The organism is Polaribacter sp. IC066 (assembly GCF_007997085.1).
Taxonomy (GTDB): Bacteria; Bacteroidota; Bacteroidia; order Flavobacteriales; family Flavobacteriaceae; genus Polaribacter.
On the sequence record NZ_VORR01000012.1, the window covers coordinates 61838 to 81753 of the forward strand.

Annotated in this window: 21 protein-coding genes; 12 read left to right on the forward strand and 9 right to left on the reverse strand. The window is 31.8% G+C overall.

Features of this window, described 5'->3' with window-relative positions:
* The first annotated feature begins 28 nt into the window (after positions 1-28).
* From ES044_RS05880 to ES044_RS05890, 3 genes are read left to right on the forward strand one after another with little or no spacing between them, the layout of a single operon-like run.
* On the forward strand, positions 29-451 hold the full coding sequence (locus ES044_RS05880; RefSeq protein ID WP_147118945.1) for a hypothetical protein: 423 nt from the start codon (positions 29-31) through the stop codon (positions 449-451).
* A gap of 3 nt (positions 452-454) precedes the next feature.
* Positions 455-1183, forward strand: coding sequence for a lysophospholipid acyltransferase family protein (locus ES044_RS05885; RefSeq protein ID WP_147118919.1), 729 nt, complete (start codon positions 455-457; stop codon positions 1181-1183).
* 6 nt (positions 1184-1189) lie between these two features.
* Complete coding sequence (locus ES044_RS05890; RefSeq protein WP_147118920.1) at positions 1190-2170, forward strand: acyl-ACP desaturase; 981 nt, start codon at positions 1190-1192, stop codon at positions 2168-2170.
* 114 nt (positions 2171-2284) lie between these two features.
* On the opposite strand, the gene ES044_RS05895 is transcribed toward ES044_RS05890, so the two are convergent.
* The gene (locus ES044_RS05895; RefSeq protein ID WP_147118921.1) at positions 2285-2815 is read right to left on the reverse strand and encodes a GNAT family N-acetyltransferase; all 531 of its coding nucleotides are present in this window, start codon (positions 2813-2815) and stop codon (positions 2285-2287) included.
* A gap of 183 nt (positions 2816-2998) precedes the next feature.
* Positions 2999-3775 (reverse strand): nitrilase family protein, encoded by a 777-nt coding sequence (locus ES044_RS05900; protein WP_147118922.1) that lies wholly within the window; start codon positions 3773-3775, stop codon positions 2999-3001.
* 78 nt (positions 3776-3853) lie between these two features.
* Between ES044_RS05900 and ES044_RS05905 the strand changes: the two genes are divergently transcribed.
* Complete coding sequence (locus ES044_RS05905; RefSeq protein WP_147118923.1) at positions 3854-6592, forward strand: PD-(D/E)XK nuclease family protein; 2739 nt, start codon at positions 3854-3856, stop codon at positions 6590-6592.
* A 412-nt stretch (positions 6593-7004) separates the two neighbouring features.
* Here the strand turns inward: ES044_RS05905 and ES044_RS05910 are convergent, their stop codons facing one another.
* Positions 7005-7796, reverse strand: a complete 792-nt coding sequence (locus tag ES044_RS05910) for a universal stress protein (RefSeq protein WP_147118924.1) — start codon at positions 7794-7796, stop codon at positions 7005-7007.
* 95 nt (positions 7797-7891) lie between these two features.
* Here ES044_RS05910 and ES044_RS05915 point away from each other — a divergent pair, with 95 nt between their 5' ends.
* From ES044_RS05915 to ES044_RS05925, 3 genes are all read left to right on the forward strand, one after another.
* Positions 7892-9229 carry an MATE family efflux transporter gene (locus tag ES044_RS05915; protein WP_147118925.1) on the forward strand — a complete coding sequence of 446 codons (1338 nt, stop codon included), beginning with the start codon at positions 7892-7894 and terminating at the stop codon, positions 9227-9229.
* A gap of 491 nt (positions 9230-9720) precedes the next feature.
* Positions 9721-11130, forward strand: coding sequence for a sensor histidine kinase (locus tag ES044_RS05920; protein WP_147118946.1), 1410 nt, complete (start codon positions 9721-9723; stop codon positions 11128-11130).
* Positions 11131-11173: 43 nt separating this feature from the next.
* On the forward strand, positions 11174-11956 hold the full coding sequence (locus ES044_RS05925) for an enoyl-CoA hydratase/isomerase family protein (RefSeq protein ID WP_147186940.1): 783 nt from the start codon (positions 11174-11176) through the stop codon (positions 11954-11956).
* A gap of 79 nt (positions 11957-12035) precedes the next feature.
* Here the strand turns inward: ES044_RS05925 and ES044_RS05930 are convergent, their stop codons facing one another.
* Entirely contained in the window at positions 12036-12614 is a 579-nt protein-coding gene (locus ES044_RS05930; RefSeq protein WP_147118927.1) for a DUF3244 domain-containing protein, read from the reverse strand.
* Positions 12615-12920: 306 nt separating this feature from the next.
* On the opposite strand from ES044_RS05930, the gene ES044_RS05935 reads away from it, so the two are divergent.
* The 4 genes from ES044_RS05935 (at position 12921) to ES044_RS18475 (ending at position 16507) form a co-directional block, all read left to right on the forward strand.
* Positions 12921-13793, forward strand: a complete 873-nt coding sequence (locus ES044_RS05935) for a helix-turn-helix domain-containing protein (RefSeq protein ID WP_147118928.1) — start codon at positions 12921-12923, stop codon at positions 13791-13793.
* Between the two features lie 3 nt (positions 13794-13796).
* A complete protein-coding gene (locus ES044_RS05940; RefSeq protein ID WP_147118929.1) occupies positions 13797-13982 on the forward strand; it encodes a hypothetical protein in 186 nt (61 codons plus the stop codon).
* Between the two features lie 573 nt (positions 13983-14555).
* Positions 14556-15029 carry a T9SS type A sorting domain-containing protein gene (locus ES044_RS05945; RefSeq protein ID WP_147118930.1) on the forward strand — a complete coding sequence of 158 codons (474 nt, stop codon included), beginning with the start codon at positions 14556-14558 and terminating at the stop codon, positions 15027-15029.
* Between the two features lie 5 nt (positions 15030-15034).
* Positions 15035-16507: a DUF1566 domain-containing protein gene (locus tag ES044_RS18475; protein ID WP_189663242.1), complete on the forward strand. Its 1473-nt coding sequence runs from the start codon at positions 15035-15037 to the stop codon at positions 16505-16507.
* Between the two features lie 301 nt (positions 16508-16808).
* On the opposite strand, the gene ES044_RS05960 is transcribed toward ES044_RS18475, so the two are convergent.
* From ES044_RS05960 to ES044_RS05970, 3 genes are all read right to left on the reverse strand, one after another.
* The gene (locus tag ES044_RS05960) at positions 16809-17468 is read right to left on the reverse strand and encodes an HD domain-containing protein (RefSeq protein WP_147118931.1); all 660 of its coding nucleotides are present in this window, start codon (positions 17466-17468) and stop codon (positions 16809-16811) included.
* 1 nt (position 17469) lies between these two features.
* A complete protein-coding gene (locus ES044_RS05965) occupies positions 17470-17709 on the reverse strand; it encodes a hypothetical protein (protein WP_147118932.1) in 240 nt (79 codons plus the stop codon).
* Positions 17710-17857: 148 nt separating this feature from the next.
* On the reverse strand, positions 17858-18268 hold the full coding sequence (locus tag ES044_RS05970; protein WP_147118933.1) for a BrxA/BrxB family bacilliredoxin: 411 nt from the start codon (positions 18266-18268) through the stop codon (positions 17858-17860).
* A 159-nt stretch (positions 18269-18427) separates the two neighbouring features.
* Between ES044_RS05970 and ES044_RS05975 the strand changes: the two genes are divergently transcribed.
* Complete coding sequence (locus ES044_RS05975) at positions 18428-19186, forward strand: TerB family tellurite resistance protein (protein ID WP_147118934.1); 759 nt, start codon at positions 18428-18430, stop codon at positions 19184-19186.
* 79 nt (positions 19187-19265) lie between these two features.
* Here the strand turns inward: ES044_RS05975 and ES044_RS05980 are convergent, their stop codons facing one another.
* A complete protein-coding gene (locus tag ES044_RS05980; protein ID WP_147118935.1) occupies positions 19266-19526 on the reverse strand; it encodes a Txe/YoeB family addiction module toxin in 261 nt (86 codons plus the stop codon).
* A complete protein-coding gene (locus tag ES044_RS05985; RefSeq protein WP_147118936.1) occupies positions 19527-19775 on the reverse strand; it encodes a type II toxin-antitoxin system Phd/YefM family antitoxin in 249 nt (82 codons plus the stop codon).
* Positions 19776-19916: the final 141 nt, after the last annotated feature.

Here is a 19916-nt window from a genome sequence, read left to right on the forward strand (position 1 = left end):
TGCAATAGGTAAAAAATCAACAATCATGATGAAAGACATACATTCATATTGGGCATATTTAGTCCTCGCTCTTTTAGTTTTTGCAGTGGCAAATGCTATTATAGGAATGGTTCAAAAAAAACAATTTACAGACAAAGACTTGCGTATTGGTTTATTTACACTAATCGTTTCTCACATTCAGTTATTAATAGGATTGGTTTGGTACTTTATGTCTCCTTGGTTTGATTTATTAGTGTCAGATACAGCTACGGTTATGAAAACCAAAGAAGTTAGGTTGTTGGCGGTAGAGCACCCAATTACAATGATTTTAGCCGTTGTTTTTATTACGATTGGTTGGTCTAAACATAAAAATAAAACTACAGATGCAGCAAAATTTAAAACATTTGCTATTTTTTACGGAATAGGATTGGTTTTAATTCTCTCGAGAATACCATGGAGTAATTGGTTTTAACATATGAAATTTATAAGCTACATACTATCTCCAATCTTTGCATTTGTATTCTTTTTAATATTGATTCTTTTTCATCCGTTTCAATGGTTATCTTATAATCTATTTGGACCTAAAGGTCACGATAAAGTGGTAGCCGCATTAAACTTTAGTTTAATGAAATCGATGTTGTTAATAGGAGTTTCTGTAAAATTAATAAATAAGTATAAATTACCAGAAAACGCTTCACTTATACTTGTTTCTAATCACCAGTCTACCTTTGATATTCCGCCGATGGGTTGGTTTTTTAGAAAATACAATCCGAAGTTCGTATCAAAAATTGAGTTAGGTAAAGGAATACCAAGTATATCGTATAATTTAAAATATGGAGGCGCTGCACTTATCGACAGAAAAGATCCAAAACAAGCCATAACCGAATTGATTCGGTTTTCTAAAGCAATCAATAAAAATAAATGGGGTGCCGCAATCTTTCCTGAAGGTACAAGAAGCAGAACAGGAGAACCCCAAGTTTTTGCCGGAAACGGATTAAAGATCATTACAAAGTTCAATAAGGACGGATATGTCGTACCTTTAACAATTAACAACTCTTGGAAAGTTTTTAAGTACGGAAAATATCCATTTGGTATTGGAAACCCGATTACAATTACGGTACACGAGCCGATAAAAATCGACTCGCTACCTTTTAAAGAATTATTAGAAAAAACAGAAACAATTATTAAGGAACACATAAAATAAAAAATTATGTCAATAAAAAATATTAGAAAAGAAGTAATGCAAACTTTAGAAAAAAGAATGCAAAGCTTTGTAGATACCTATTTAATTCCTGCCGAAAAAATTTGGCAGCCAACAGATTTTTTACCGAACTCACAAAAGGATACTTTTATAAGCGAGGTAGAAGAAATTCGCGAATTATCAAAAGAATTACATGATGATTTTTGGGTGGTTTTAGTAGGCGATACGATTACAGAAGAAGCACTACCAACCTATGAATCTTGGTTGTTAGATTTAGATGGAGTAGATCAAGATCCAGATAATGGCTGGGCAAGATGGGTAAGAACCTGGACTTCAGAAGAAAATAGACATGGAGACGTTTTAAATAAATACTTGTATTTATCGGGTCGTGTAAACATGCGAGAAGTAGAAATTTCTACACAGCATTTAATTGCAGACGGTTTTGATATTGGTACATCTACAGACCCCTATAAAAATTTTATTTACACTTCTTTTCAAGAATTAGCAACCTACGTTTCACATAATAATGTTGCTAAAATTGCAAGAAAAAAAGGGCACAAAACATTAGCTAAAATGTCTAAAATTATTGCTGGAGATGAAATGCGTCATCACCAAGCATACGCACATTTTGTGAAAGAAATTTTTAAGATCGATCCTAGTGAAATGATGTTAGCTTTTCAGCACATGATGAAATATAAAATTGTAATGCCAGCGATGCATTTAAGAGAATCTTTTGGAGAAAAAGGAAGTCTTTTTGATGATTTTTCTACGGTTGCACAGAGAGTTGGGGTATATACAGGTTTCGATTATGTAGACATTTTAAAGAAATTAAATGAAACTTGGGAAATAGATAAGATTACAAACCTTACTCCAGAAGCAGAAAAAGCAAGAGACTATTTAATGAGATTGCCAGAAAGAATGTATAGAATTACAGACAGAATTGTTGTTCCCGATACAAAATTTCAGTTTAAATGGATGATACCACAGTAATTTTTTAGCTACTTGGTTTAACTTTAAATTTACAGACCTTTCAGGTTTTTTTTACTGAGCTCGATTCAGTATCAAACCTGAAGGGTCTCTTTTTACATAAGAAACCTGAAGTTTCTATTTGGTAAAATCAGATTTGAATAAATCGATTTCAAATAAACAAACGGGTGCAAGTTGATAATGATCAGGTAAACGATCTGTATTTTTTAAATTAAAGAGCCCCAGAAAATCAAATCCAGCGTTTTTGTAATGGGCAATTAGTTTTGTGTTATTTCCCAAAGTGTCTAATCGTATAAATTGGATATTTTTTTGTTTCACGTATTCTTTAGCCCAAGTTACAATGTAAGCAACAAAATTATTTCCTCTAAATTCAGGATTGGTTGCAATGCGATGAATGTACACAGCAGTATCTTTATTTCTTTCTTCCCAAATTTGTTCGTCACTAAAGGTAATTGCCCAAATACAAGCAATTTTATTATTGATGATAAGTTTAAACTGCCTGTTTTCTGTTATTTCAGTTTCCACCATTTCTTTTTTAAAGTTGGGCCATGCAACTACTTTTTTCTTGACTGTTTGATAGTCGGACGCAATTTTATAGAATTTAAATACTTCTTCTATATCTTTAATTGTTACATTTTTAACGATCATAATTTTTATTAGTGAAACACAATTTTTACAAACATAGGAGTTATGAATTCAAAATTGTAAGTTGAACCTGCCTGGTCGGTAGGCAGGCTAATCCCGCTCCGTGTGCTGAACTTGTTTCAGTATCTAGCAGGATCTCGGGTTTAATATCCCAACGCTCTACTTCGAGGTTGTTCATCTAGAAAATTAAATTTTAAATGCATCCTGATCATTTAAAAATCCTAATTTCTTTCTTATTTCATTTTGATTGGCTTTGCTAATAGTAGCGGTTACGATGCCAACTTCGCTCTTTTGCAAAGAAGAAAGTTCTTCACCTAAATAATCTACAACTAGAGAATTTCCCGAGTATTCATAGTTGTTTTTATCGATACCTGTTCTATTGACGCCGATAACGTAGCTCATGTTTTCTATAGCACGCGCTTTTAAAAGTGTTTCCCAAGCTTTAATTCTTGTAACAGGCCAGTTTGCCATAAAAATTAATATGTCATAATTTTCCGTGTTTCTAGCCCAAACGGGAAAACGTAAATCGTAACAAATTAAAGGGCAAATTTTCCATCCTTTATAGGTAACTATTAATCTTTGATTGCCAGAAGTATATACTTTATCTTCGCCAGCGAGTGTAAAAGAGTGTTTTTTATCATAAGTTTCTGTTTTTCCTGACGGATGCACAAAAACCAATCTATTATAATAGTTGTTGTTCTGTTCAATCACTAAACTACCCGTAAGAGCAACTTTCTTTTCTAACGCTATTTTTTGCATCCAAGTAATCGAAGGTCCGTCCATTTTTTCGGCCACCTTTTGTGGGTTCATGGTAAAACCGGTTGTAAACATTTCAGGAAGCACAATGAGATCTGTATTGGCTGGTAAACTGTTTATTTTTTCGTCAAAAGAAGACCTATTTTTTGATGGATTTTCCCAAAATAAATCCGCTTGAATTCCGACAATATGTAATTCATTTGGCATCAAAATAAATTTAAAGATTAGAGAGGTATAAAAGTAAGTTTTTGTAATTTAGAAAATCAAATTAAGTCTAAAAAATCTATGCAATCTTTTATTTCTGAAACAATAGATGATATCTTAAAAACTACAAATTCTTTTGAAGATGCGGTTTTTATTTTACCTTCACAAAGAGCAAAAGTGTTTGTAAAACAAACCATTAAAGATAAAATTTCTGTTGGTTTTTTGCCCGAGACGATAAACATAGAACAGTTTATTCAGAATATTTCTGGCGTTCAAAAAGCCGATAACATTCAATTGTTGTTTCATTTTTATACGATTTATAGAAGTGTTGAGAAAAATCCGGATTCTTTTGACACTTTTTCTTCATGGGCATTAACAGTATTGCAAGATTTTAATGAAATTGATCAGCACTTAATCAATACAAAAGATATTTTTATTTATTTAAGAGATATTGAGCGCTTAAAAAAATGGTCTGTAAACGGTACTTTTAAGGAAACGACACTCATAAAAGATCATTATTCATTTTTAGAAAAATTGAATACGTATTACAATGCTTTTTACGAATTCTTAATTAGCGAAAATATAGGGTATCAAGGTTTAATGTACAGAGAAGCCTGTAAAAAAATTGATGATTATCTAGAAAAAAATAAGAATAAGAAATTCTTTTTTATCGGTTTTAATGCTTTGAACAAAGCAGAAGAGCGCTTGTTTCAAAAAGTTTTAGAAAGCGGTAATTCAGAAATTTATTGGGATTTAGACGAAACCTTTTTCAACTCAAATCATCAGGCAGGTAAATTTATTAGAAAGTATAAAAGTAGCTGGCGCTATTATGAGAAAAATCCTTTAAAATCTCTCGGAAATACATTTTCAGCACCAAAAAAGATACAAGTTATTGGCGCTGCAAAAAACAATACTCAAATAAAGTATATTGGCGAAATATTAGAAGCTACTGCTAATTTTAAGAATACGGCATTGGTTTTGGCAGATGAAACTTTGTTGCCCGTCACCTTAAATTCTTTACCAAAAAACATTAGCGCTATAAATATTACCATGGGATATCCTCTAAAAGATATACCAACCACAGGTTTATTGTTTTCAATCTTCGATTTATTTAATTCTCAAGAAAAATTACAAAAAAGCACTTTAAATGAGTTTTATTATAAAGACGTACTTCGTTTTTTTAAACATCAATCTATGTATGGTTTAATTGCTACGATTGATGATTTTACAGCGGCAATAGCAAAAGATAACCAAACGTTTATCAAAGAAAGTCATCTTGAAGAGCTGTTAAAAGAGGAAACAACCGAGATTAAAACGGTTATTTTAAATGTATTTAAAACATTCGATACGGTTGGCGAGTTTATCGATAGAATTTTGGCATTGATCAACCTTTTAAAAGAGGAAGTAAATGCTTTAGAGAAAGAATATCTTTTTCGTTTTTATACTGTTTTTACGCAATTACAAACATTACAAAATGAGTTTCAATATTTTGTAAATCTAAAAACCTTAGCATTATTTTTTAAGCAATTAATTTCTTCAGAGAGTTTATCTTTTCAGGGAGAACCTTTAAAAGGATTGCAATTAATGGGGATGCTAGAAACACGTGTTTTAGATTTTGAAAATATTATTTTAGCATCGGCAAACGAAGGCGTTTTACCGGCAAGCAGTCAGCAAAATACATTTATCCCTTTTGATGTTAAAGTGGAGTATGGATTGCCAACCTACAGAGAAAAAGATGCTATTTTTTCGTATCATTTTTTTAGGTTGATGCAAAGAGCAAAAAACGTTTTTATTGTGTACAATACAGAACATGATATTTTTGGAAGTGGAGAAAAAAGTAGGTTTGTAACACAATTGGAAATGATGAGAACAGATATTGTTCAGAAAATTATTTCTCCGAGGGTAGTTGCTCAAAACGCTGAATTAAAAATAATCTCAAAAAATGAGTTGGTTTTTGAGCGATTAAGAGAAATTGCAAAAGCAGGGTTTTCTCCTTCATCGTTAACCAATTATTTATACAATCCTGTTGCTTTTTACAAACAAAAAGTTTTACGAATTAAGGAGGTTGATGATGTAGAAGAAACCGTTGCTTACAATACTTTAGGAACGGTTGTGCATGAAGCATTAGATGAATTGTACAAGCCTTTTATGGGGCAATTTTTAACGGTAGATGCCATTTTAGAAATGGAAAAAATCGCGAAAGATTTAGTGATTAAACATTTTAAAATTCAGTTTAAAAACGGAGATTTATCCACAGGAAAGAATAGATTGATTTTTGAAGTAGCGAATCGATTTGTAACCAACTTTTTATCCCAAGAAAAAGAACTACTAAAGGACGAGAAGAATCAACTAAAAATTATTGCAACAGAAGAAAATTTATCCGCAGAAATAGTTATTGAAGGCATCGATTTTCCAATTAAAATTCATGGAAACGTAGATCGAGTTGATGAGTTAAATGGCGAAATCAGAATTATAGATTATAAATCTGGAATGGTACAAGCTGCGGAGTTAAAGGTGCTGGATTTCGAAAAGTTACGAGAAAAAGAACAGTACAAGTCTATTCAGGTTTTAATCTACGCATATCTGTATTCAAAAGAGAAAAAGTTCGACTTTTCTAAAAATTTAAAAGCAGGTATATTTTCATTTAAAAATCTGAACAGCGGGTTTTTAGCAATTAATTTTTCAGCAAACTATAGAAAGCCAGACACTATTATTACCGAAGAAAAATTAGATGAATTTATGGAGGAATTGAAGGTTTATATTAAAGAAATTTACGATCCAAAAATTGACTTTATTGAGCCTGCTGATTTGAGGTATTAAGCAAAATTTAAGCCTTAATATGCTCTTAAAAATCATTTAAAATTTCTTTTTTAGATATTTCTTTAATAACCAATTTAAAACATCAGAAACAGAAATTTTAGTATCTATAATCATAGGTTTTAAAAATCTTTTGCTTGGTTCAATTAACTAATGTTTTCCGTAGTTAATCATTTTTATATTTTAGTAGTCTATCGACAGTGTCACATCGAGTGAAATTCTTTTTTCAAGAATTTTGTATCGAGATGTTTTTTAGATATTGAATTGTAAACAACAAAAAACACAACACTTTGTAATTTCTATTTTTGGAGAAACTCTATTATCTAAAATTATATAGCTTTATGTGATTTTTCCCTTTGGTCGAAATGACAAAATTTAGGAACATCAATTTCATTCGTGAATTCTTGGTATTATTTTACTTCCCTTTCAAAATCAATAAAGGTACATTCGTGAAAAATTCCTCTTTAAGAATGGTATTCTTTTCCCATAATTTTTTAAAGAAACCTCTTTTACGGGTAAAAACACATAGCATATCTGGATTATGTGTTTTTATATGCTCTAAAACTCCTTGAAAAGCAGTTGCATTTTCGGTAACGGTTAAGGTACTTTGTAACTTTTTTAAATCTTTATCTATCGTTAAATCTTCTTGTGTATAATCAGGTGTTTTTACCAATAATAAATTTACGTCAGATTCAAATTTTTTGACCAAAAATTGCAAAGGATGTAAGGCTGTTTTGCTTTTAATAATACCAGATTTAAAAGCCATTAAAATACTTTTAAAAGGTATATAGGTGTATCCTTCAGGAATCGTTAATACAGGTAATTCAGTCTGTTTTACAATACTTCCTGCAGTTTTACCTAAAAATATTTCTTCTTTTATTGAGTTACTTTTAGCGCCAACAATAATTAAATCAATACCTAATTCTTCGTCAATCGCGTTTACACTATCTACTACAGATCCTTTGGATGAAATTAATTTAATTTCCACATTTTTTTTATCGACAGAATTTACCATTGTCCTTAAATACAAATTGGTTTCACGCGCAATTATTTTATCAATATTTATAATAGTGCCTGCTTTAGAATGTGCGCTGTAAGCCCTAAAAACAAAAACTTTTGCATTAATTTCTGAAGCAAAATCAATAGCATATTGTAACGTATTTTGAGCGTTTTCTGTAAATCCGATAGGGACTAAAATGTGTTGCATAGTAAATTTTTTTTAAGGACACAAAGTTACTCAATTTTCAGTAAGTAAAGTATTTTGTCCTTTTTTAGATATGTACATTTGCAAAAATATTTTTTTTGACAGCCGATATAAGTTTTAAAAGGATTAACAAATTAGCGATTCCTGCACTAATTGCAGGGATAGCAGAGCCATTATTATCAATCACTGATACGGCAATTATAGGGAATATAGATGAAAATGCTACAGAAAGTTTGGCAGCTGTTGGTATTGTGGGCGCTTTTATTTCGATGCTTATTTGGGTTTTCGGACAAGTTAGAAGTGCTATTTCTTCAATTATTTCTCAATATGTAGGCGCCCACAAACTAAACGAAATTAAAAATTTGCCTGCACAAGCAATTGCCATTATTGTTACGGGAAGTGTTTTCGTTTTGGCAATCTCGTATCCTTTTGCAGAAAATATTTTTCAATTCTACAATGCGTCGGGTAATGTATTAGCATATTGTGTTGTTTATTTTAAAATCAGGATTTTTGGTTTTCCATTTTCCCTTTTAGTATTTGCTATTTTCGGAACATTTAGAGGTTTACAAAACACTTTTTATCCGATGATTATTGCGATTACCGGAGCAACTTTAAATATCATTTTAGACATTATTTTAGTGTATGGCGTTGAAGGCTTTATTCCTGCAATGAACGTAGAAGGTGCAGCCTACGCAAGTGTTATTGCTCAGGTAAGTATGGCGGTTATATCGGTAGTTTTGTTACTTAAAAAAACCACCATTTCTTTAAATATGAAATTACCTTTTCATAGAGAAGTTCCTAAATTATTAAATATGATTGGAAATCTTTTTATAAGAACCATTGCTTTAAATACTGCGTTGTATTTTGCAACTTCGTATGCCGCAGATTACGGAAAAGAATATATTGCTGCGTATACAATTGGCTTAAATATTTGGTTGTTAGGTGCTTTTATGGTAGATGGCTATTCTAGTGCTGGTAATATTTTATCGGGTAAGTTATTAGGGGCTAAAGAGTATGAAACACTCATAGCTTTGAGCAATAAATTAACCAAATATGGTTTTATTACAGGTGTTCTGATAGCTGGTGTCGGGTTTGTTTTTTATGATTCTATCGGTCGTGTTTTTACCAAAGATCCTCTGGTTTTAGAACAATTTTATCATGTTTTTTGGATTGTAATTTTAACGCAACCTCTTAATGCAATTACTTTTATTTATGACGGAATGTTTAAAGGAATGGGCGAAATGAAATATTTACGAAACGTTTTATTGCTTTCTACAGGATTTGTATTTATACCAACATTACTCTTTTTTGATTGGTTAGAGTATAAATTAGTGGCCATTTGGGTTGCTTTTACATTTTGGATTTTAGCAAGAGGCATTCCGTTAATTTTTAAATTTAGAAACAAGTTTTTACCACTTGTAAAGCACAAGTGTTAAAATGATCTTTTTAAAAAAAATGAGCTGAAATTCTTGTTAGCTTACTTTTGTGAAACTGTCTGGTTTCGCTTGCTTCGCGGTCTTAACAAAAAACAGGAAAATTTTAAAAAAATGATCTTATGATTTTAGGTTAACACTTCACCCGCTAAGTGTGCTTCTGATTACAAAATAATTAGCCCAATTAAAAATACTTTTTAATTCATAAATGTAAGAAGTCATTACTCAGGTTGTAATGGCTTTTTTATTTGTTTATCTTGTACCTTTTTATCTTGGATGATAAAATGAAGACAGCATCTTATTTTTTTGGAACACTTATTGGTGCTAGTAAAAATTGAAAGTTTATTTTGTGCCCTAAATTTAATCGGTATTGTCTTTAGTTGTTCGATGATACGAATTTAGATACATTTTTTAAGATTACTAAAACCTATAAAACCTCATTAAAAGTGTTAAACTTTAAAAACGTTTCCTTAAAAATAAGAATCTTTTTATCTATGATTTTATTGGTGTTATTAGCATCAATTTTAATTTTAGTAGTTACTGTTTATCAGTACGATGAGCAAACACAAGACTATAATATTCAGCGTTTTGAAAGAAAAGAGGCTACAACTCAAGAAACGGTAGCGCTTGAGTTAAGTCATAAAACAAGTTATCCTGTAAATACCCAAAATTTAACTAAAATATTTCAAGAACGTATTTACGAAATTTCATCGATTAATAAATTAAACATCTCAATTTTTGATATGCATGGCAATTTATTGGTTTCTTCAAAAACAAATGCGTTTGAAAAAAATACAATTCAACCTATTAGTTACAATCTTTTAAATGAGCTGTCTCAAAATTCTAACCATAGAATACTTAAAACGAGACGAGAAGAAGGAGTAAGTTACCAATCATCCTATGCTTATATTAATGATCCTAGATTTAAAAGAATTGGTATTTTAGAATTGCAGTTTACGCAAGATAATTCAGAAGTCGAAAAAGAATTAAAAGAGTTTATAGCGCGGTTAAGTTTGGTGTATCTTTTAATGTTGATGATTGCTATTGCGTTGGCTTACTTTTTATCTACCTATATTACAAGTTCTATTCAAACAATTTCTGATAGAATGCAAAGAACTCGCTTAAATGAGCGTAATGAAAAAATAATGTTGGGTTCTGCGAGTTCAGAAATTGAAGTTTTGGTAGATGCATACAATAGTATGATTGATCAATTAGAAGAAAGTGCTGTAAAATTAGCAAAAAGTGAGCGTGAACAAGCCTGGAGAGAAATGGCCAAACAGGTAGCACACGAAATTAAAAATCCTTTAACGCCTATGAGATTAACGGTGCAAAGTTTTGAAAGAAAATTTAATCCTAAAGATGAAAACATCAAAGAAAAGTTGGCAGAATACAGTCAAACACTTATTCAGCAAATAGATGTGATGACTTCTATTGCGTCTGCTTTTTCTGATTTTGCAAAAATGCCCACTCAAAAAAAAGAAAAAATTAATGTGGTGAGTGTTGTAAAATTAGCGTTAGATATTTTTAACGAAGATTTTATTTCTTATTTACCTAGAGAAGATGAGGTGTTCGCTAATTTAGATAAAACACAACTAATTCGAATTGTAACTAATTTGATAAAAAATGCAATGCAAGCTTTAGAAAAAGAAGAAAACCCAAGCATAGAAGTAGAAGTGATATCTGAAGGCAAAAATATAAAGATTTTAGTTTCTGATAACGGAAAAGGAATTCCAGAAGAGGTAAGAGATTTAATTTTTGAACCGAAATTTACCACAAAATCAAGCGGAATGGGTTTAGGCTTAGGGATGATAAAAAATATTATTGAGGCGTATGATGGTACAATTTCTTTTACCTCAAAATTAGGAATTGGTACTGTTTTTACCGTAATTTTACCAAAGAAGTAATTAATAATGGTCTTATACATAAAGACTTTTAAAAATAGAGAATATGAAATTCGATACTATTTTAGTAGCAAAAAATAATGCTTTAGCACAAATAACAATCAACAGGCCTAAAAAGCTAAACGCTTTAAATAGTGCAATTATTCATGAATTAAGTGAAGCTTTTAAAGTTTTAGAAGAAGATAAAAACATTAAGGTTATTATTCTTACAGGTGCTGGCGATAAAGCTTTTGTTGCTGGCGCAGACATTTCTGAATTTGCTCATTTTTCGGTGGATGAAGGAGGAAGCTTGGCAAGAAAAGGACAAGAAATATTATTTAATTTGATAGAAAACTTATCGAAGCCAGTAATTGCAGCCATTAATGGTTTTGCTCTGGGTGGCGGATTAGAGTTGGCAATGGCGTGTCATTTTAGAATTGCATCAGACAATGCAAAAATGGGTTTACCAGAAGTTTCTTTAGGCGTTATACCTGGTTATGGGGGTACACAACGTTTGCCACAACTGGTTGGTAAAGGAAAGGCGATGGAATTAATTATGACGGCAAGTATGATTCCTGCAGACGATGCTAAAAACTGTGGTTTGGTAAATCATGTAACCACACTAGAAGAGTTATTACCATTGGCAGAAAAGTTAGCAAGCAAAATAATGCGCAATTCATCGGTAGCAATAACTGGAGCTATTAAAGCGGTAAATGCAAATTTTAAAGATGGTGTTAATGGTTTTGATACAGAGATTGAAGAGTTCGGTACCTGTTTTGGTACGCAAGATTTTAAAGAGGGTACCACTGCTTTTTTAGAAAAAAGAAAAGCTAATTTTCCTGGAAACTAAAAATTAAACTTAAAAAAAACGAGCCAATAGAGGCTCGTTTTTTTTAAGTTTAATTTGTTTTAAGTTCAAGAGGCAAGTTTTAGAGTTTAAACTCATTTATATAACTTCTTCCGTTATTACGAACAATCACTTTATAATTTCCTTTTAACTCTTTGTCTAAACGATAGACTTTATTTAAAATAGTATCGCTATTAGCGGTTTCAGAATATATAATTTCTTCATTGTAGTATAGATCAACTTTTAAAGGCATTTTATCAAAAGTAATTCTTGTAATCATTACCTTATTTTTCTCGTTTCTTATAAAAGGCTTAAAAATAATTTTATTGATATCCTCATTAAATATCACGGTGTTATTTTCGACTTTTATTGTTTTAATAACAATTTCAAAGTCTTTTTCTAGCTCTAAAGTATAATTTCCGTTTTCTAATTTAGAAAAATCAAACGTTTTAACAAGTTTACCTTGCTGTTTTACGTTTTCTGAATGCAGTACTGCGCCACGATCATTTCTAATAGATAATTGATGCCCTTTTTTGGCACTATTAAAAACTACTGTTACTTTGTTAGCGTCTAATACGTTTTTTAAATCTGTGTTGGCGAAGTTTATAAACGTTGTCAACATAAAAATTGCTACTAGTATTCTTCTTTGTATTGTTTTCATCTTATTTATTTTTAATTAATACTTTTTGTTTGGGTGCTTACAGATCTAACATAAACTAATTGGTTTACCAAAAGAATCTTAAAATTAGCATTGCCGTGATACATTAAACTTTGTCTTTGTATAATTTGTTATTTGTTTGACACTGCAAAGTTATCGTTGAAATAGGTATTTAAAAACAATAGAATTGGTGAATTTGTATGCTTAATTAACAGGATATCTAATGTTCAATTGATGTTGGGTTAATTTAGAGTATAAAATTGATAATTTTAAATAGGTAGTTCTTTTTCTGTGTCGTATTTTTGCAGTATGATGCAGAGAAAACCTACTCTTGAAAAGATTACCCCAAATTTCGGGAGCTCGTTGTTGGTTAAAAAACATATTGAGTTTTTAAAAACAAACACACCTTTTTGGCATTTTCATCCAGAGATAGAATTGGTTTATGTAAATAAGGGCAAAGGAAAAAGACATATTGGTACTCATATCAGCTATTTTAATAATAGTCAATTAGTATTAATTGGTTCTAATTTGCCGCATATTGGGTATATGGATCGTTTAACAACCAACGGTTCTGAAACCTTAATACAGTTTCTTCCTAATTTTTTAGGAAAAGACTTTTTTAAAATTCCAGAAATGGCTGCTATAGATGGTTTGTTTGAGCGAGCAAAAAAAGGAATTCGATTTAATTTAGAAATCAAGGAGAGAATTGGTGCAAAAATAGAGCGACTCGTAGATTTAGAAGGGGCAAATAGAATTACTTCTTTTATAGAAATTTTAAATGATTTAGCTACCACAGATGATTATACATTGCTAAACGCAAATGGTTTTGCTTTTGAAGCCATTCATCAAGATAGCAATAAGATTGAGGTTGTTTACAAACATATTAACGAGAACTTTAAGGAGCATATTTCATTACACGAAGTTTCTAATCTAATAAGTATGACAGTGCCTGCATTTTGTAGGTATTTTAAAAAATCTACGGGAAAAACATTTACAAAATTGGTCAATGAATATCGAGTAGTGCATGCCACGAAATTACTAGCCGAAAGTACCATGAATATTACGGATATCAGTTTTGAGTGTGGTTTTAATAACTTTTCTCATTTTAACAAGTTGTTTAAAGAGTTTACGGGAAAAAGTGCTTCTATCTATAGAAGTGAAATGAAAGATTTAATACAATAAATTATGGAAATTATTTTAGAAGACAAGATTGAAAAAGCATTAGAATATTATGTTTTTAAAAGTAAGCAATTAAAAGATTTTGTAAATTCAAGCAAAGATTTAACGGTAGAGCAAATTGTAGAGTTTGGTGAGGAGTTGGCTGTGTTAGAATACAAGATTACAGCATTAGAAGTAGCGAAAGAGAGTTAAGCTATAAATTTTTTTTGATGTTTTTATTTGATTTCGTGGATTTTTAGTTCGAATAAAATGTGAACTATCGTTTTCAGATAAATTGTTTGTTTATGTCATGAATGCCACTCTATCTGTTATTCAAAGAGAATTACGGTCGTAGCGTTTCCCCAGCTAAAGCTCGTCGCAAAGAAGAGGGTAATTTTATAGGATTCAAAAAACAAATAGCATACACTTTTTAAGGAATTAGAAAAAGAAAATCATGAAACTAGACTTAAATAATCTTCGATGATTTATCGTTTTTAGCTTGTTATAATTTTTCTTTAACAACCTACAAAAGCTTTTTTTAGGTTATTTATAGATTAAAGGAGGGGCTTAAAAAAGAACAATAAGTACTTTATTTTTTTTTAGCTACTTTTTGAAAACTATCTATTTGCGATATTGCTATTTTTTTTCCCAAAAAAAAGGATTTATTGTTTTAAACACGCTTATATTAAAGATATTCATAAAAAAAATAGGTATATATTTTATAATATCAATTATATATTTTTTTTTACTGTTTAAAGGTTTACTTTTGAGTGTCTAAAAAAATCTATGAAAAAAATCACACTATTAGCTGTGTTATCTTTTGCTACGCAATTAATTTACACACAAGAAACCAACCCTGTTTCTGGAGGAAAAGTTACCGGTGTTGGCGGTTCCGTTAGTTATACGGTAGGCCAAACTTTATATACTACATATACAAGCGAAGCAGGCTCTTTACATCAAGGCATCCAACAAAGTTTCGAATTTGTTACGTTAAGCAATCCAGCGTTAACGGCAGTAACCCTCAAAGCGGTTACCTACCCAAATCCTGCTACAGACTTTATTATCTTGAGTTTAAAAGACGCGAATTTAACCGGTGTAAGCTATGCAATGTATGATCTATTAGGTCGCTTTGTAAGCAAAGAAACGGTAACACAAACGGAAACAAAAATAGCAATGAAAAATTTACCGATAGGCGTTTACATGCTAAAAGTAAACCAAAACAACCAAGCATTAAAAACTTTTAAAATTATAAAAAACTAGATTCTATGAAATTCACACACGCAATACGCACTTTTTTGTGCATGACCCTAGTCGCTTTATTACTAACGATTAGCAGTTTTGCACAAGCACCAGAAAAGATGAGTTACCAAGCGGTAGTAAGAAATGCAGCTAATGCGCTTTTAACCAATCAGCAGGTAGGGATGCAAATAAGTATTTTACAAGGAGCAACAGCAGTCTATGTAGAAACGCATACACCAACCTCTAATACAAACGGGTTGGTAAGTTTAGAAATTGGCTTAGGAACGGTAGTTTCTGGTTCTTTTACTGAGATAGATTGGACTTCAGGTGCGTACTTTATAAAAACAGAAACCGACCCAATAGGCGGCACTAATTATACGATAACAGGCACCAGTCAATTATTAAGTGTGCCGTATGCCTTGTATGCAAAAACAGCAGCCAATGGAATTTCAGGAGCACAAACAACTGCAATTACAGACAACACAACTGCAATAGGATTGAATACAGCAAAAGACACTAATGTAAGTACGGATTTAACGATTACAGGAACAACAGGAGCTAGAGTACTTGTTTCTTCAGATGGTACAGACGCTACCATTCCTGTAGCAACTGCAGCAGTAAGTGGTGTAATGTCAAAAGCTACTTATGATGAACATTTAGTAAACAATAACAAAACTGGAATTACTTCAGATCAAACATCTGCCATTACAGCAAACACTACAAAGGTTACTACTCTGGTAGCCACTATAGCAGGATTAGAGTCCAGAATAGCAGCTTTAGAAATACCACCAACCACAGTTCCAGATCCTCCAATAATAGTAAACGCCACAACGGAAAATGCAAAATCAACTGTATCTTTTACAGCACCAGTTTCCGATGGGGGTTCAGCAATAACCGAATATACAGTAACTTCTAATCCAGGTGGTCTTGCTGCAAAAGCAGGTATTAGTCCTATTACAATAACAGGTCTATCCAATGGAACAGCTTATACGTTTAGCGTCACAGCAACAAATGCAAAAGGAACCAGTAACCCAAGCTCGGCTTCTAATTCAGTGACGCCTGCAAATCTTGAAGCAAATATAGGAGACTTAAGAGAGGGCGGTATAGTGTTTTGGGTGGATCCAGAAGATAACACCAAAGGCAAAGTATGTGCGCTTTCAGATGCCCCAACACTACTCAACTGGGATGCTGCTGTTACATATTGCAACGAGTATACTAATCCAGGCACAGGTGGCTATGAAGGCTGGTACCTTCCAAGCAAGGATGAGCTTCAACTTATGTATGCAAACCTTCAGCGTTTTGGTTGTACTACAAACACACCAGAAGGCAGGGATAATGATAGTTGTAGTACCAAGAAAGGCGGTTTTATTGATTATTACTACTGGAGTTCTACAAAGCGCGGTACCACTATGGCGCATACTCTTTATTTCAAGGTTGGTTTTCAGAACTACAGCCTTTTTGCCACCCCACTCCATGCGCGTGCAGTTCGAGCTTTTTAATTATTTAGTTATTTAACAATTTAATTTAGTTTGGCGTAGCGACCGGTTTTTATTTTTTAAAAATGGCATTATACCGAGTTATCTGTATATAGAGAATCATTTAAAATCCTTTTAGAAATTTTTGTATTGCCTTAAGGCTTTTAATATTTACTAAATAAAACCTTGCAAATTTGCGAGGTTTTATTTGTTAAAAGAATAAGGTGGCGCAGGTAGCATTTAAAAGTAAGGTCTTTTTGCAGTGCCTGTAAGCGGAAATTTGGTTTTCGTATAAACAATAATGAATAATAAAAAGCCATAAAGCCTATTTTATTCCATTCCACTCATCATAAAATTGATTCAGATATATTTCCATAAAATCGTGTCTTTGTGCAGCAATTTTTTTTCCAGTAACCGTATTCATTTGTTCCTTTAATAACAATAGTTTTTCATAAAAATGATTAATTGTTGGCGAGTCAGAATTTTTATATTCCTTTTTCGTCATATTCAAATTCGGAAGCACTTCAGGATCATACAACGCGCTGTTTTTAAATCCGCCATAATTAAAGCAACGTGCAATACCAATAGCTCCAATTGCGTCAAGTCTGTCTGCGTCTTGTATAACTTCTAGTTCTTTAGAGGTAAATTGTTTTTGGTTTGCATCCAAAGAATTTTTAAAGGAAACATACTTGATAATTTTTACCACATGCAACCCAGTTTCTTTTGGTACTTTTTGAGCAATTAAAAAATTGGTTGCTTTTTTGGGGCCGATAGTTTCATCACCATTATGAAATTTAGGATCTGCAATATCATGCAATAAAGCTGCTAAAGAAACGATAAGTACATCCACTTTTTCTTCTTTGGCTATGAGTAAAGCATTTCTAAAAACACGTTCTACATGAAACCAATCATGACCACCTTCGGCATTTTTTAATTCTTCTTTTACAAAGGCAATTGTATTCGGAATAATTGTTTCTTGATTCATATTATGTTCTAGAGGTAAGTTCTTTTTTTATTTTTTTCAGTTCGTACACCATCACAAACAACATCGGAATAAAAAATAAAGGCAAAAAAGTGTGAAAAGACATGCCGTTTTCTACCGTAGAAAAAACGCCAAAAATAAACATCAAAAGAATTACAACACTTTGAATACTTAAAAACAGTTTTTGGTTTTTAAGCTTTTTTAAAAGCTCTTCTTTTGTGTAGGTAGAAAATGTAGATGCCATATTTTTGATTTAATAAGAAAGAATTTTAAAGCAAAACCTTACGAATTCTTTTAGATTATTGGTGTTTAAAAATTTGAATACAACCAAAAAATCCACTAAAAAAGTGGATTTTTAAGTCCTTTTTTTTCAAAGGATGTAAGATAAGGTTCTAGCAAAACTCTTCGTAAGCTCCTGCTAAATTCTGCGCAATCATTTGTGCAGATCTTCCTTCAATATGATGACGCTCTAACATATGCACTAAATTACCATCTTTAAATAAGGCAATTGCAGGTGATGATGGAGGAAAAGGAATCATAAATTCTCTCGCTCTTTGCGTAGATTCTTTTTCAACGCCAGCAAATACAGTCGTTAAATTCATTGGTGTTTTATCAGCTTGTAAAGAAGCAATAGCTCCAGGTCTAGCAGTTCCTGCTGCACAACCACAAACAGAATTTACTACCACTAAAGTTGTACCTTTTTTAGCCATCGCTTTTTGCACGTCTTCACTTGTAAATAATGCTTCAAAACCAGCGTTCACTAACTCGTCGCGCATTGGTTTTACTAATTCTTCTGGATACATAATTGTTGAATATTTAAATGCAAAGATAAAAATAAATTAGGCAAAATTCAAATTGAAAATTAATTCTTGTATTGATAGATATATCAATAAAATTGATGTCATAAAACACCTTTAAAATTAGGATGTTTCTGTATATTTGACGTAAAATAGGTATATTTTATGGGTAGTTTTTCTAAATGGCTAGGAGCCGGTTTGGGCTTTACTTTAGGAGGGCCAATTGGCGCAGCGATAGGTTTTGCAGTAGGTAGTTTTGTAGACGGATTTGATATAGAAGATTTCACAAAAGAAAGTGGTAATTATCAGAGAAGAGTAACAGGTAGCGGCGGAAACGCGAATACGCAATCTGGAGATTTTGAAATGAGCCTGCTTGTTTTGGCTTCTATTGTCATTAAATCTGATGGTAAAGTAGACAAACGTGAACTCGAGTTTGTACGCGCCCAATTTTTAGGCATGTACGGCAAAGAGCGCGCTAACAGCGCCTTTAAATTATTTAAAGCAATGGTGGGTAAAGATATTTCTGCACGCCAAGTTTGTATTCAAGTAAGAGGTCACATGCCGCACGCATCTCGTTTACAATTGTTACATTTTTTGTTTGGTGTCGCTAAAGCGGATGAGTTTGTGACTGAAAAAGAAGTTGATGAAATAAAAAGAATTGCAGGATATTTATACATTAGCACTACTGATTTCGAGTCGATAAAAGCCATGTTTTATGATGTTTCAGACAATGCGTATAAAATTTTAGAAATCGAAAAAGAAGCTACGAATGACGAGGTAAAGACTGGTTATAGAAAAATGGTTAAAAAATACCATCCAGATAAATTACAAGATTTGGGCGAAGAGCATTTAAAAGGAGCTAATGAAAAGTTTCAAAGCATTCAAAATGCATATGAGAAAATAAAAAGCGAAAGAGGACTTTAGAGAAAAGTTTAAAGTGTCTTACGCGATGTTGAAAGTTAAGCGTATTTGTGAAAGCTAAAAAACTCTTTTTGATGACTTTTTATTTCCCATAATGATACCGACAAGAAGCGATCATAATTTGTTCATTTTCATATGTATAAACCAATCGATGTTCAGAGGTGATTCTTCTCGACCAATAAGATTGTAAATCGCCTTTTAAAGCTTCGGGCTTTCCGATGCCTTCAAAAGGAGTTCTCATGCAATTTTTAATAAGTTCATTAATTCGTTTTGCTATTTTCTTATCAACTTTTTGCCAATACAGATAATCGTTCCAAGAAGAAGAAGACCAGGTTAATTTCATTTATTCAATGATGTCTTTCTGAATTCCTTTACCGGACTCTAATTCTTCAATAGATTTCAATAAAAGATCTCTATTTTTTCCTGTTAACAAATACGTTGTCTCCTTAAGAGAATTATATTCGTCTAAAGATATCAAAACAAGGTCTTTACTGTTTTTTCTTTTGATGACAATATCGCTCACATCATTCACAACTTTATCAAGCCAATGCTTTAAGTTTGAACGAAAATCGGTGTAATTTACAGTTTCCATAAAACAAAGATAAGTTAAAAGTACCTTTTTACGTACTTTTGTTTTTTATTTGTTAAGTGAGTTTACTCCATTAAGGAAAAAACTTTGGGAATTTTTTAAAACCTTAAAATTCTTTATGTTTAAAACCAAGCAAAGTTTTAA